The sequence below is a fragment of the Aeromonas sp. LsrichE-8G genome (assembly GCF_022869435.1).
Classification (GTDB): Bacteria; Pseudomonadota; Gammaproteobacteria; order Enterobacterales; family Aeromonadaceae; genus Aeromonas; species Aeromonas caviae.
The window spans coordinates 1-13302 of the sequence record NZ_JALIHH010000083.1 but is presented as its reverse complement, the minus strand read 5'-3'; the positions used below and the strand labels follow the sequence as shown (position 1 = coordinate 13302).

12 protein-coding genes and 1 pseudogene are annotated in these 13302 nt (G+C 59.8%); 8 read left to right on the top strand and 5 right to left on the bottom strand.

Annotated features, from left to right (window positions below):
* The 4 genes and pseudogenes from MUW49_RS13670 to MUW49_RS13650 form a co-directional block, all read left to right on the top strand.
* Positions 1-125: pseudogene (locus MUW49_RS13670) on the top strand (IS630 family transposase); the annotation flags it as partial.
* Positions 125-1981: a type I secretion C-terminal target domain-containing protein gene (locus MUW49_RS21925; protein ID WP_280520803.1), complete on the top strand. Its 1857-nt coding sequence runs from the start codon at positions 125-127 to the stop codon at positions 1979-1981. The pseudogene MUW49_RS13670 and the gene MUW49_RS21925, both read left to right, overlap by 1 nt.
* Before the next feature lie 87 nt (positions 1982-2068).
* The gene (locus MUW49_RS13655; RefSeq protein WP_109112813.1) at positions 2069-2626 is read left to right on the top strand and encodes a hypothetical protein; all 558 of its coding nucleotides are present in this window, start codon (positions 2069-2071) and stop codon (positions 2624-2626) included.
* A gap of 54 nt (positions 2627-2680) precedes the next feature.
* Positions 2681-3382, top strand: coding sequence for an SIMPL domain-containing protein (locus MUW49_RS13650; protein ID WP_010675156.1), 702 nt, complete (start codon positions 2681-2683; stop codon positions 3380-3382).
* Between the two features lie 161 nt (positions 3383-3543).
* Here the strand turns inward: MUW49_RS13650 and MUW49_RS13645 are convergent, their stop codons facing one another.
* The gene (locus MUW49_RS13645; RefSeq protein ID WP_104454345.1) at positions 3544-4920 is read right to left on the bottom strand and encodes an amino acid permease; all 1377 of its coding nucleotides are present in this window, start codon (positions 4918-4920) and stop codon (positions 3544-3546) included.
* A gap of 356 nt (positions 4921-5276) precedes the next feature.
* Between MUW49_RS13645 and MUW49_RS13640 the strand changes: the two genes are divergently transcribed.
* Positions 5277-5552 (top strand): hypothetical protein, encoded by a 276-nt coding sequence (locus MUW49_RS13640; RefSeq protein ID WP_109112814.1) that lies wholly within the window; start codon positions 5277-5279, stop codon positions 5550-5552.
* A gap of 129 nt (positions 5553-5681) precedes the next feature.
* Here the strand turns inward: MUW49_RS13640 and MUW49_RS13635 are convergent, their stop codons facing one another.
* Positions 5682-6494, bottom strand: a complete 813-nt coding sequence (locus tag MUW49_RS13635; RefSeq protein ID WP_010675153.1) for a pyruvate, water dikinase regulatory protein — start codon at positions 6492-6494, stop codon at positions 5682-5684.
* 307 nt (positions 6495-6801) lie between these two features.
* On the opposite strand from MUW49_RS13635, the gene ppsA reads away from it, so the two are divergent.
* Positions 6802-9174 (top strand): phosphoenolpyruvate synthase, encoded by a 2373-nt coding sequence (gene ppsA, locus MUW49_RS13630; RefSeq protein ID WP_125117302.1) that lies wholly within the window; start codon positions 6802-6804, stop codon positions 9172-9174.
* 118 nt (positions 9175-9292) lie between these two features.
* The gene (gene modF / locus MUW49_RS13625; protein WP_244812887.1) at positions 9293-10747 is read left to right on the top strand and encodes a molybdate ABC transporter ATP-binding protein ModF; all 1455 of its coding nucleotides are present in this window, start codon (positions 9293-9295) and stop codon (positions 10745-10747) included.
* Positions 10748-10765: 18 nt separating this feature from the next.
* Here the strand turns inward: modF and MUW49_RS13620 are convergent, their stop codons facing one another.
* The 3 genes from MUW49_RS13620 to MUW49_RS13610 form a co-directional block, all read right to left on the bottom strand.
* A complete protein-coding gene (locus tag MUW49_RS13620; protein ID WP_223945723.1) occupies positions 10766-10945 on the bottom strand; it encodes a hypothetical protein in 180 nt (59 codons plus the stop codon).
* A 17-nt stretch (positions 10946-10962) separates the two neighbouring features.
* Positions 10963-11502 (bottom strand): isochorismatase family protein, encoded by a 540-nt coding sequence (locus tag MUW49_RS13615; protein WP_244812886.1) that lies wholly within the window; start codon positions 11500-11502, stop codon positions 10963-10965.
* A gap of 69 nt (positions 11503-11571) precedes the next feature.
* A complete protein-coding gene (locus MUW49_RS13610; protein ID WP_041213078.1) occupies positions 11572-11958 on the bottom strand; it encodes a VOC family protein in 387 nt (128 codons plus the stop codon).
* Positions 11959-12299: 341 nt separating this feature from the next.
* On the opposite strand from MUW49_RS13610, the gene MUW49_RS13605 reads away from it, so the two are divergent.
* Positions 12300-13121 (top strand): MetQ/NlpA family ABC transporter substrate-binding protein, encoded by an 822-nt coding sequence (locus MUW49_RS13605; RefSeq protein WP_041214971.1) that lies wholly within the window; start codon positions 12300-12302, stop codon positions 13119-13121.
* Positions 13122-13302: the final 181 nt, after the last annotated feature.

Here is a 13302-nt window from a genome sequence, read left to right as displayed (position 1 = left end):
CTAATCGCAGCTTCAAGGATTACGACGACATCCTTGATGCCTGCACATCGGCCTGGAAGCACTTTATTGCCGATGTGGAGCGGGTGATGTCACTTTGTAGCCGAGATTGGATAAAACTGACCTAATGTTTAATCCGATTGGTATTACCCCCACGAACTCGACCAACTACGATGATGCACTGAACGAGGCAATCAAAGCCTTTGGCGATACAGGTAAACTCGCTAATGCGCAAAATGTCTCTTACTTCATGTCGGATGGTCTGCCAAATGCCAACTCGTTGAGCGGTACCCCCGCCACAGTTCCTGATGGCAACAACTCGCTTGGCGGTGGAAACGGGATCGATGGTGACGGCACGACACTGAGCGGTGAAACCAAGGACTGGGCCGATTTCCTGACGGCGAACAACATCAATTCGTACGCGCTCGGGATGGGCTCGGGAGCGACCCAGTCTGCACTGGATCCCATTGCCTACAACGGGGTCAGTGGTGCCAGCCCGGCAAATACCACCGCAGTGGTGGTGACTGACTTCAGCCAACTGACCGCGACCCTTTTGAGCACCGTGGTAGCTCCGCCCCTGGCAGGACAACTGATCAACGGGGTAGCGGCGAGTGCCGGGGCCGATGGTGGCTGGCTCAATGCCATTACCTTGGGAGGGGTGACTTATACCTACAACCAGAAGACGGACTTCGCCGGCGTCTCGGGAGGGACATCAGCCGGGACCTTCAATACAACGACCAACGAATGGACCATTACACTTGCAGGCGGCATCCTCAAGGTGGACATGGACAACGGCGCCTACACCTATACTCCGCCGTCATCCATTCCGGTCGGGGGGATAAACCAGGTCGTAGGTTACAGTGTGATAGACAACGATGGGGATACTGCGTCCAGCACCTTGTCCATCGTTATCAACCCGGCGGTCGGTCCTACCGTAGTTCGTGATGACTTTATCATCACCAACCAGGACCCGGCGACCATTCCGGATTGGGCTCTGCTTGCCAATGACACCGGGCCTCTGGCTGCGACCCAGATGATCACGGGCGTCTCGGGAGCTGTGGGAGGGACCGTCACAGACAATGCAGGCTCGGTAACATTTGATGATACCTCCGGCAATGCGACTCCCAACTCTTACGAGGGTTCGTTCAACTACACCAATAGCACGACCACAGATACGGCCAAGGTGTATGTGGATGTGCAGAGCGGTTTGACACTTACCGGGAGCTATCTCGACGAGATCCTTATTGGGGGATCTGGAAACGATACGCTCAACGGCAATGCCGGGAACGACATCCTGCTTGGAGGACTCGGTAACGACACCTTGAATGGTGGTGAGGGCAATGATCTCCTGATCGGTGGCGCTGGCAACGATACCCTGAACGGCGGCAACGGCAATGATACGGCCAGTTACTTCGACAGCGCTGCTGGGGTCACGGTTACAGTCAATGGTGCCAGTCAGAATACCGGAGGGGCAGGGACAGACAGCCTGAGCAACATGGAAAATCTGGTAGGGTCCATGTTCAACGACAGCCTGACCGGCGATGGTAATGCCAACGTCTTGAGCGGACTGGCAGGTAACGACATCTTGAGTGGTGGTGGTGGCGACGACCTGCTGATTGGGGGTACCGGCAGTGATACCCTGACTGGTGGGGCTGGCAAGGATACCTTCAAATGGATGGCAGGTGATGCAGGAGGCACGGATACCATCAAAGACTTCACCACGGGGGCCAATGGAGATGTTCTGGACCTGAGTGAACTGCTCAGTGGTGAGCATGCCGATGCGAGCACACTGGATCACTATCTTACCTTTGCTCCTGGTCCGGGCAGTGGCAAGTCGACACTGACCATTGATCTGGATGGAGCGGGAAGTGGCACCACGACTCATACCATCCTCTTTGACAACGTGGATCTGACGGCTGGCAAATCCAATCTGCAGATCATTCAGGATCTGCTGGATCAGGGCAACCTCAAGGTCGATCCGTAAGCAGGGTATGGGGGCCGGGTGTGCCCGGCCCCTGTTATTTGATGGAGTGGGCAGATAAGATAGCTGCAGTATCAGGAGAGGGTCACCATGCAGTCATTCAACTGGGTCGACATCGACGGCATTCGCTATAGCTGGAACGGGCAGGACAATATCGTCTGCACCGGCCGCTTTGGCTATCAGGCCACGATGACGGGTGACACGCTCAACGGTCTGGAGCTGGAGAGCGAAGATGGTGAGGTGGCGGGGTTGCTGAATGTGGACTTTGCCGCTTCTCGTATCAGCTTCACGCCGGCAGAGGATGCGCCCCTGCCCCATATGATGGTGCTGGTCGGCCATGAGTGGGGGCAGCAGGAGTATTCGTTGCAGAGCCTGAGCGATACCTCCTTGCAGGGGCTGCTCAGCCACGGTGAGGAGCTTGACTGGGGGGGGCTGGCCGTCGTGACGACGTCCGAGCCGAATCTGCCATCACAAGGTCATGTTCTGTCGTGGGATTCGTTCCACTTTGAGGATGAATCGCTGTTTGGCAGCCCGGCGCCTGCTTCCGTGATGACAAGCCATGGCAATTCAGGAGGAGGGGAGATCAGCATCAATATCGACATGACCAATCAGGTGCTGGACCAGATCCCGCCGACACACGATATATGAATCCCAATCGACGACATGCATAATGACCTCCATCTAAATGATGGAGGTTTTTTTATGTGGCGTCCCCTTCTTACCCTGTCCGCGCTGGTTGTCAGTGCTCCGTTGCTTGCCATCGAGGTTCCTCAGGCCCCCCATCTGGTCGTCAGTGGCTATGCGGAGCAGAAGGCTGAACCAGACATGCTGACGCTCAATGTCGCCGTCACGGCACTGGAGAAGCAGGGCATCAAGGCCAAACAGCAGGTAGATACCAAGGTAGCAGCCTTCTTTGGCCAGCTGGAGAGCCTCGGCATCAAGCGCAGCGACGTGGAGGCTGGCAATCTGGTGATCTCCCCCGAGTACCAGTACCCCCAGAACAAGCAACCCGAAATGGTGGGTTACCGTGCCCAGCGTCAGCTGGCGGTCAAACTCTACCAGCTCGACAAGTTGAGCCAGCTGATGGACACCGCCCTCAAGGCGGGTCTGGAGTCCGTGACCCAGATAGAGTACGGCCTGAAGTCACCACAGGTCATCAAGGAGCAGGCCCGGCTTGGTGCTGTTGCTGATGCCACGAGCAAGGCGGAATCCCTGGCCAAGGCTTTCGGCATGAAGCTTGGCAAGGTATATAGCGTTGAATACCGCAACAGTTCCCCCATGCCGGTCTATACCCGTGCCATGAAGGCTGCGGCAGCCCCTGCCGCCGACATGATGGAAAACAGCTATCAACAGCAGCAGATCAGCATCACTGACAATGTAGAAGCCGTCTTCCTGCTGGAATAACACAGCCCCTTTGTCCATCACTCAAACCCGAGGCAACCCCTCGGGTTTGTCATTGCAGGGGCTGGCAGGACAAGTGAGCCGCGAATTGGGTCAGGTGAAACGGGAATGGAATAAAAAATGCCGGTCAGTGACCGGCATTTTTGTTGGAGGAGGCTTGATGCCTAGCCCAGGTTGGTAGCCAGCTTGCGTTGGCTCTTCTGTTTGAGCAGATAGCCGATACCGAGTACCAGGACCCAGGCCGGGATCAGCTCGACCGAGATGCGGGTGCCGTCGTTCATGTACATGATCACCAGGATGGCGGCCATGAAGGCGAGGCAGAGGTAGTTGCCAAACGGGCTCCACAGTGCCTTGAACTTGGTGGTGACGCCTTCTGCAGCCTTCACCTTGCGGAACTTGAGGTGCGCCAGGCTGATCATGGCCCAGTTGATGACCAGGGCGGAGACCACCAGAGACATCAGCAGACCAAAGGCCTTGCCCGGGATCAAATAGTTGATGAGCACGCACAGCAGGGTGGCCGCGGCCGAGATGGTGATGGCGGTCAGGGGCACGCCGCTCTTGTTAGTCTTGAGCAGGGCCTTGGGGCCGTTGCCCTGCTTGGCCAGGCCAAACAGCATGCGGCTGTTGCAGTAGACGCAGCTGTTGTACACCGACAGCGCGGCGGTCAGCACCACCAGGTTAAGTACGTTGGCTACCAGGTTGCTGTCGAGCGCATGGAAGATCATCACGAACGGGCTGCCGCCTTCCACTACCTTGCCCCAGGGATAGAGGGAGAGCAGTACGGTGAGGGCACCGATGTAGAAGATGAGGATGCGGTAGATCACCTGATTGGTGGCCTTGGGGATGCTCTTCTCGGGATTGTCCGCTTCTGCTGCCGTGATGCCGACCAGCTCCAGACCGCCGAAGGAGAACATGATGAAGGCCATTGCCATCACCAGCCCGCCGACGCCGTTGGGGAAGAAGCCACCCTGGGCCCAGAGGTTGCTGACCGTGGCCTCGGGGCCGCCGCTGCCGGAGAACAGCATCCAGCCGCCGAATCCGATCATGCCGAGAATGGCGACCACCTTGATGATGGCGAACCAGAACTCCATCTCGCCGAACGCCTTGACGTTGGAGAGGTTGATGGCGTTGATCAGCACGAAGAAGAAGGCCGCCGACATCCAGGTCGGGATCTCGGGCCACCAGTACTGGACATAGATGCCGACTGCCGTCAGCTCGGCCATGCTCACCAGCACATAGAGCACCCAGTAGTTCCAGCCGGAGGCGAAGCCGGCGAAGTCACCCCAGTACTTGTAGGCAAAATGGCTGAATGAACCGGCAACCGGCTCTTCCACCACCATCTCGCCCAGCTGGCGCATGATGAGGAAGGCGATGAAGCCGCCGATGGCATAGCCCAGCAGCACCGCAGGGCCCGCCATCTTGATGGTGTCGGCAATGCCGAGGAACAGGCCTGTACCGATGGCACCGCCCAGTGCGATAAGCTGGATATGGCGGTTTTTCAGACCGCGCTTGAGCTCGTCGCCGTGTTGTTGAAGATCCATGCTTCCTTCCTTACGTCGCTGAAATCACTCGGCTCGCGTCCCGTCAGCCACAGCACTTCCTCTGCCTGGCGCGGCATCTTGTGCCGAAAACGTGACGAAATCCGTATTTATATCGTTACGGTTTGCCGCTGGCTGTTTTTTGTAGCGGCTACCAACCCGAGCAGAATAGTGATAATCGACCATTCATGCACCTGTTTTCCTCATCATCGGCTGCTATTTTGTGCGACATGCAGGTTTTTCATGATCTGGAAAGGGGTTTTTAGAGTGGTTGCTGGTTTTGTGTTCCGATGGATTTCCATCTATTGACTAAGTCTGGTTTTCATGGCCTTGTTGCCCTTTGATAAAAAGGGACTCATATGATGGAGCGTATTGTCGGTGGCCTGGTGATGGTCGTGCTCTGGTTCGGGATCTGGCTATCCCCCATGTTGCTGACGATGGCGATGAGCAGCCTTGTTGTCTGGGGCTGGTTGGGAGCGGATTACCTGGTGAACCACATCGCCATGGTGCTCATCCTTGCTGCCGGGATGGGGCTGGTGCCAGCCTGCTGGCTGAGCGAGCGAGTCCGCAAGGGCAGGGGACTCATTAATTTTCACGGCATGTTGATGAACAACAAGGAACTCAACAAGCCCTGAGCCTGCTTGCCCCGCGAGTGATGGGATGCCAGCGATGATGCTGGCATCATTTTTTCATCCTGTTCTTCTGTTTCGTTATCTTGCCACTCCTCTGTATCATGGTGCGTTGTGCTGTCGCAGCCTTGCAGGTTAGCAGAGCTGGCGGCGAAGGCCGGTTGCTTCCAGGATCTTGGCGCTGATCTCCTCGACCGAGTGGGAGCTGGTATCGAGGAAGCGGATCGCCTCCTGGCGGAACAGCCTCTCGACGCTGGCCAGCTCCTGTTTGCATTGATCAAGCGAGGAATAGCGGCTGTTGGCGCGGCGCTGGTTGCGGATCTCGTGCAGCCGCTGCGGCATGATGGTGAGGCCGAACAATTTGTGGCGATTGGCCTTGAGGGCGGCGGGCAGCTCCAGCGATCCCATGTCCTGCTCGATAAAGGGATAGTTGGCGGCGCGAATGCCAAATTGCAGTGCCAGATAGAGGCTGGTCGGTGTCTTGCCGCAACGGGAGACCCCGATGAGGATGATGTCTGCCTCGTCATACTCCCTGGTGGTGATGCCATCGTCGTTGGCCAGCGCAAAGTTGACCGCTTCGATGCGATCGTCGTAAAGCTTGCGGTTTTCCATGCCATGGGTGCGATGCAACCTGGGTTCGGCCTTGATACCGAGCTCCTGTTCGAGAGGGCTCACGAAGGTGTTGAGAAAATCGTGGCTGCTGGCCTGGGCCTTGAGCACCTCTTCACGCACCATGGGGTCGACGATGGTGTGAAACAGGATGGGGCGCACCCCGGTCTGGCGAAACTGCTCGTCAATGCGTGCCCGTACCTGGCGCGCTTTTTCCTGGGTCTCGACAAAGGGGATGGTGACCTGTTCGAAGGCCAGGGGAAACTGGCTCAACACGGCGTGGCCGAAGACTTCGGCGGTGATGGCGGTGCCGTCGGATACATAGAATACGGTGTGCACTGCGGACTCCTGTGGTGCGCTCCAGGGGGCGGCGAGAAATAAGTATCTCTCGAAACCATATCGTTTTTGTCAACAGATCTGCCATGCCCAAGTTGTGAACTCGCTTGCAAACCTGAGTCGTTACCTTTTTGTGTCGCTATTGTAGAATGCCTGTGTCAAACGACCATCCCCAACTCTTGCTCGGGGATTTTTTTGGCAATAAATAGAAAACGTTTTCATTGTCGTTGGCAACAGACACTAACAAAAACACACGACTTGGCACAGCAGGTGAATTGTCACCCTGGCCCCCCAACCTGGAGACATGCAAATGCAACAGTACGTACTCTGGTACGAACAGCTCGGTATGCAGGACGTTGAACGCGTCGGCGGCAAGAATGCATCCCTTGGCGAGATGATCAGCAACCTCTCGGGGGCCGGCGTGTCCGTGCCGGGCGGGTTTGCGACCACGGCCTTTGCGTTTAACGAGTTTCTGGAGTTAAGCGGCCTCAACGGCAAGATCCATGATCTGCTCGACAGTCTGGATGTGGATGACATCGCCGCCCTCAACCGGGCCGGTCAGCAGATCCGCGACTGGGTGGTGGAAGCGCCCTTCCAGCCCGCTCTGGAGCAGGCGGTGCGTGAGGCCTACGACAAGCTGAGCGCCGGGCTCGAGGCATCCTTTGCCGTGCGCTCCTCTGCCACTGCGGAAGACATGCCGGATGCGTCGTTTGCCGGTCAGCAGGAGACCTTCCTCAACGTGCGCGGTATCGATGCCGTCATGACGGCCATCAAGCATGTGTTTGCCTCTCTGTTCAACGATCGCGCCATCTCCTACCGGGTCCATCAGGGCTATGACCACAAGGGGGTCGCTCTCTCCGCCGGGGTACAGCGCATGGTGCGCTCGGATCTCGCTGCCTCAGGCGTCATGTTTACCCTGGACACCGAATCCGGCTTCAACGACGTGGTCTTCATCACCGGCGCCCAGGGCCTGGGCGAGATGGTGGTGCAGGGGGCCGTCAACCCGGACGAGTTCTATGTGCACAAGCCGACCCTCAAGGCCGGGCGCCCTGCCGTGGTGCGCAAGACGCTGGGCTCCAAGCTCATCAAGATGACCTACTCCGGGGATGCCGGTCATGGCCGTCAGGTGAAGGTGGTCGACACCACCGATGCCGAGCGCAACCGCTTCTGCATCACGGACGAGGAAGTGATGGCCCTGGCAAAGCAGGCCCTCATCATCGAGCAGCATTACGGTCGCCCGATGGACATCGAGTGGGCCAAGGATGGTCAGGATGGCAAGCTCTACATCGTTCAGGCCCGTCCGGAAACCGTGCGTAGCCGCCAGGAAGCCAATACCCTCGAGCGCTTTGCCCTCAAGCAAACCGGCAAGGTGCTGATCGAGGGGCGCGCCATCGGCCACAAGATTGGCGCGGGTCCGGCCCGTGTCATCTCCTCCATCAGCCAGATGGATGAAGTGCAGCCCGGCGATGTGCTGGTCACCGACATGACCGACCCGGACTGGGAGCCCATCATGAAGCGCGCTTCCGCCATCGTCACCAACCGGGGTGGACGCACCTGTCACGCCGCCATCATCGCCCGGGAGCTTGGCATTCCGGCAGTGGTGGGTTGCGGCAACGCCACCGACCACATCCAGGATGGTCAGCTCATCACCGTCTCCTGTGCGGAAGGGGATACCGGCTTCATCTATGACGGCGAGCTCGATTTTGACGTGGCGGTGACCGAGGTGGGCAACATGCCGCGCCTGCCCATCAAGATCATGATGAACGTCGGCAATCCGGACCGCGCCTTCGATTTTGCCCAGTTGCCGAATGCCGGTGTGGGCCTGGCCCGCCTCGAGTTCATCATCAACCGCATGATCGGGGTCCACCCCAAGGCGCTGCTGGAGTTCGATCAGCAGACCCCGGAACTCCAGGCCACCATCACCGGGATGATCGCGGGCTACGAGAGCCCCAGGGAGTTCTACGTAGCCAAGCTGACGGAAGGGATCGCCACCCTGGCGGCCGCCTTCTGGCCTGAGCGGGTCATCGTGCGGATGTCGGACTTCAAGTCCAATGAGTACGCCAACCTGGTGGGGGGCCGTGGTTACGAACCCCATGAAGAGAACCCCATGATCGGTTTCCGTGGTGCGTCGCGCTACATCGCCGACAGCTTCCGCCCCTGCTTCGCCCTCGAGTGCGAGGCGATGAAACGGGTGCGGGATGTCATGGGGTTGACCAACGTCGAGGTGATGATCCCCTTCGTGCGTACCCTGGGTGAGGCGGAGCAGGTGGTGGAGATACTGGCCGAGAACGGCCTGCGCCGTGGCGAGCGCGGCCTGAAAGTCATCATGATGTGCGAGCTGCCCTCCAATGCGCTGCTGGCGGACAAATTCCTCGAGCACTTCGACGGCTTCTCCATCGGCTCCAATGACATGACCCAGTTGACCCTGGGGCTGGATCGGGACTCCGGGCTCATCGCCCACCTGTTCGACGAGCGCAACGAAGCGGTCAAGGCGCTGCTGGCCATGGCCATCGCCGCCGCCCGCAAGGCGGGCAAGTACGTGGGGATCTGCGGCCAGGGGCCGTCCGATCACCCGGACTTCGCTGCCTGGCTGGTCGAGCAGGGGATCGATTCCGTGTCGCTCAACCCCGATACCGTGGTCGACACCTGGCTCTATCTGGCCGAGCAGCACAAGGCCGGCTAAACCCGTCCCCGCTTTTTGATGACACGGCGCCGCAATGGCGCCGTTTTTGTCTGCGCCCCCCTTTTTCTGTTACAAGGGGAATGCGCAAGGCGCTCCGCACCCATCACAGGACGATCCCATGACCTCATTGCAGTGGCAATCCGCCACCCTGGCCCTGCGTGGCCACCACACCCTGGTTATTACCGAACTCTGTCTCACCCCGCAGGCCTGCTGGGCCTTCGTCGGCAGCAACGGCAGCGGCAAGACGGCGCTGGCGTCGGCCCTGTGCGGCGAGCTGGTCGTGCGTGCCGGAGCGGTATCGGGTCGAGTCCGGGCCGAGCGACTCTCGTTCGAGTCGCAGCAACAGCTGGGGGAGCTGGACTGGCAGCGGCGCAATACCGACATGCTGGGGGAAGAGGAGGAGGCGGGGTATCGGGTATCGACCCTGATGCTGGAGGCGGGGGGCGAGGAGCATGAGGCACGCGCGCTGCTGGCCCGTTTTGGCATCGAACCCCTGTGGGATCGCCCCTATCGCTACCTCTCGAGCGGGGAAGGGCGCAAGCTGCTGCTGGCTCGCGCCCTGCTGGGGCGACCCGAGCTGCTGGTGCTGGACGAACCCTTCGATGGCCTGGATCAGGGGGCCAGGGCTTCTTTGATGATGTTGCTGGCCGACCTGGTGTCAGAGGGGCTGCGCCTGGTGGTGATCGTCAATCGTTTTGACGAGATCCCCCCCTTTGCCACTCACCTCGGCCTGCTCGGCGAGTGTCGTCTGCTGCTGGCGGGTGAGCGTGAGGCGGTGCTCGGTAGCCAGGAGGTGGCCCAGCTGGCACGGGCCGAAACGGTATCCCCCCGTTTGCCGCCCCCGCTGACGATACCCGAGCCCTTGCCTCCCGGCCCTCGGGTCGTCATGAAAGCCATGCGTATCGCTTACGGGGATCAGGTGATCATCGACGGGCTCGACTGGACCATTGACGAGGGGGAGCACTGGCAACTGGTGGGACCAAATGGGGCTGGAAAGTCGACCCTGCTCTCCCTCATCACCGGGGATCACCCGCAAGGTTACAACAATGAGCTCCATCTGTTCGGACGGCGGCGGGGCAGCGGCGAGAGCATCTGGGAGATCAAGCGCCACATCGGGCTCGTGAGCCCGGCGCTGCATCTGGACTATCGTGTCAGCTGCCCGGTGCAGACAGTGATCCTCTCCGGTTTCTACGACTCCATCGGGCTTTATACCCGGCCGGGGGATCGTCAGCTGGCGCTGGCCAACCAGTGGCTGGCCCTGCTGGGGCTGGCCGATCAGGGGGCGCAGCCTTTCCACTCTCTCTCTTTCGGTCAGCAGCGACTGGTGCTGATCGCCCGTGCCCTGGTCAAGCATCCGCCGCTGCTCATCCTGGACGAACCCCTGCAGGGACTGGATCCCCTCAACCGTCACCTGGTGCGGGAGATGGTAGCGCGCCTCGTGGGCGAGGGAACCCAGCTATTGTTCGTTTCCCATCATGCCGATGATGCGCCCCCCGGTCTGACCCACAGGCTGAGCTTCGTGCCAAGGGAGGGGGAAGGATACGACTATCTGCAGGAGCGTCTGGGGGGCTGAGCCGTCCGGGCGGCATGGTCAGAGAGGGGCCGGTTCGGCGAGGAGCGGCGGCATCCCCAGCAGCGTCCACCACAGCCCGAAGAAGAGCATGATCCCCAGCCAGAGCCAGGCCAGATAGTGACGGGTGGCGGCCATCCCCGTCACAGTCACCATGAATGCCGCCCCGAAGGCGATGAGGGCGAACAGAAAGGGCGCCATATTGTCCATCATGGCGGTCATTTCACCAGGGAGAGGATCTGGCGAAATGCCGGATGGCGGCAGTCCCCCATCAGCTCATAGAGGCACATCTCCACCGAGGTGAGGGCGGCGCCCCGGGCCGCCAGCTGAGCGATGGCGAGATCCCGGTTGGCAAGGGTGCGAGACGACACCGCATCCACCACCAGCGAGACCCGGGCGCCGCTGGCGAGAAGCCCCTGCACGCTCTGGTAGACGCAGATATGGGTCTCGATGCCACATACCAGCCAATGCTCGATCCCGCTTTCGGCCAACGCGGTCGCCACAGTGGGCTCCCCCAGGGCGCCGAAGCTGTATTTGGGCAGCACAAGATCGCCTGCCTGCAGCGATTGCAATTCGGGCACGGTGGCACCGAGCTTGTCCGGGTTCTGCTCCAGCCAGACAACCGGCAGCCCCAGCACCCTGGCCCCTTGCACCAGCCTGGCGGTATTGGCAATCAGGGCGTCGCTCTCCTCGACCAGGCGGGCCAGCTTGCCCTGGATATCGACCACCAGCAGGCCGGTGGTGTTTTGCTCAAGCATGAATGTCTCCTTGTTTGTGGCGGACAGCCTCGCCTGAAGGCTTTCGTTAGCTGACTGAGTGGCGCTGCTTCACTCGCTTGCCGTGCCTGGGCATTCAAGGTAGGTCATCGCCTCGATGTTGTTGCCATCGGGATCGCGCAGGAAGGCGGCGTAGTAATTGGGGGCATAGTGGGGACGCAGCCCCGGCAGCCCATTGCAGGCAAAACCTGCCTTGATCCCCGCGTGATGGAACGCATCCACCTGGGTCGCGTCGTCGGCCCTGAATGCGAGATGGCAGGAGGCGCCCTGCTGCCCCCGCTCAATCAGGAAGCCCACGTGATCGCTGCCCATCAGGCCAAAACCGGCCGCCGTCTCATCAGACCATTTGAGTTCTATCAAAAGAGGAGCCAACACGGTGGCGTAGAAGTGCTGACAGGAGTCAAAACGCACCACCTTGATTTCTACATGATCGAACACGGTGACTCCTTGTGTTGCCTGGGTGTAGAGCAGCCCATCAGGACCTTATGGGAACCCGTTGAAATGGGTATCGAATGACCACAATAAGCCAGTTTGACGCCAGGCAGGGAGAGGGCAAGGCGCATAACTGCGCGCTCTGTCAAAGATTTTTCATCCAGTTGCGGGATGCGCTTTGCTTCGTGCTGGCCAAGCTTGCCCGGTTTTGTTGCTTGGCGAAGGCTACGAGCTCTGTTATGGTGTGCTCAGTTAGCCGTTTGGATGGCTAGATGGTTGTGCGCTGACTGCATGTTCGCGCCCCCGACCGCTCACCGTTTTGATGATCATGTTGACAGGGAGTTATTATGCAACGTCGTTCCTTCTTCACCCTTTCCGCCCTGGCGTTGCTCGCCAGCAGCCTGCCGCTGTCCGCCTTTGCCATCGATGAGGCGAAGAAAGAGATCGTCATTGGCACCACGGTTGGCGACTTTGCCGACATGGTGACCGACTCTATCAAGCCGCAGCTCGAAGCCAAGGGCTACAAGGTCAAACTGGTGGAGTTCACCGATTACGTGACCCCCAACATCGCCCTGGCGGACGGGTCGCTTGACGTCAACTGCTTCCAGCACAAGCCCTATCTGGAGAGCTTCGCCAAAGACCGGGGTCTCTCTCTGGCGCCCATCACCCAGGTGCCGACCGGCCCCATGGGGCTCTACGCCGGCAAGCTGGGGGATCTGAAGGCGGTGAAAGAGGGAAGCACGGTCGCCATCCCGAACGACCCCACCAACCAGGCGCGGGCGCTGCTGATGTTGCAGGATCTGGGCTGGCTGAGCCTCAAGGAGGGGATCAATCCCCTCAAGGCGAGCGAGTTCGACGTGGTGAAGAACCCCCACAACCTCAAGCTGGTGCTGCTGGAGGCGGCGCAGCTGCCGCGCTCCCGTGAGGATGTGGATTTCTCCGTCATCAACGGCAACTTTGCCGCCTCAAGCGGGATCCCGTTCAGCTCCGGCCTCTTCCTCGAGCGCAGCTATGACTTCATCAACTGGGTGGTGGTAAAGAGCGCCGATGCGGGCAAGCCGTTTGCCAAGGATGTGGCGGCCGCCTACAACTCCCCTGAATTCAAGGCTTATGCCGCCAAGCGCTTCGTCGGCTACAAGTATCCCGAGGGCTGGCAGCAGAAGGGGTGAGTGGCGTACAAGCGATAAAAACGGGCACCCAGGTGCTAATGCCGATCAGTTAAGGATCCATTGACCGATCCTCAGGCTGTGTAAGAATCCGAAACTCCTTGTTGGGTTTCGGATTTTTTTATGCGTATCGACCAAGCTCTCGACTTCATTCACGCCTGTCCTCCCGGAAAGTTTGAGTCCC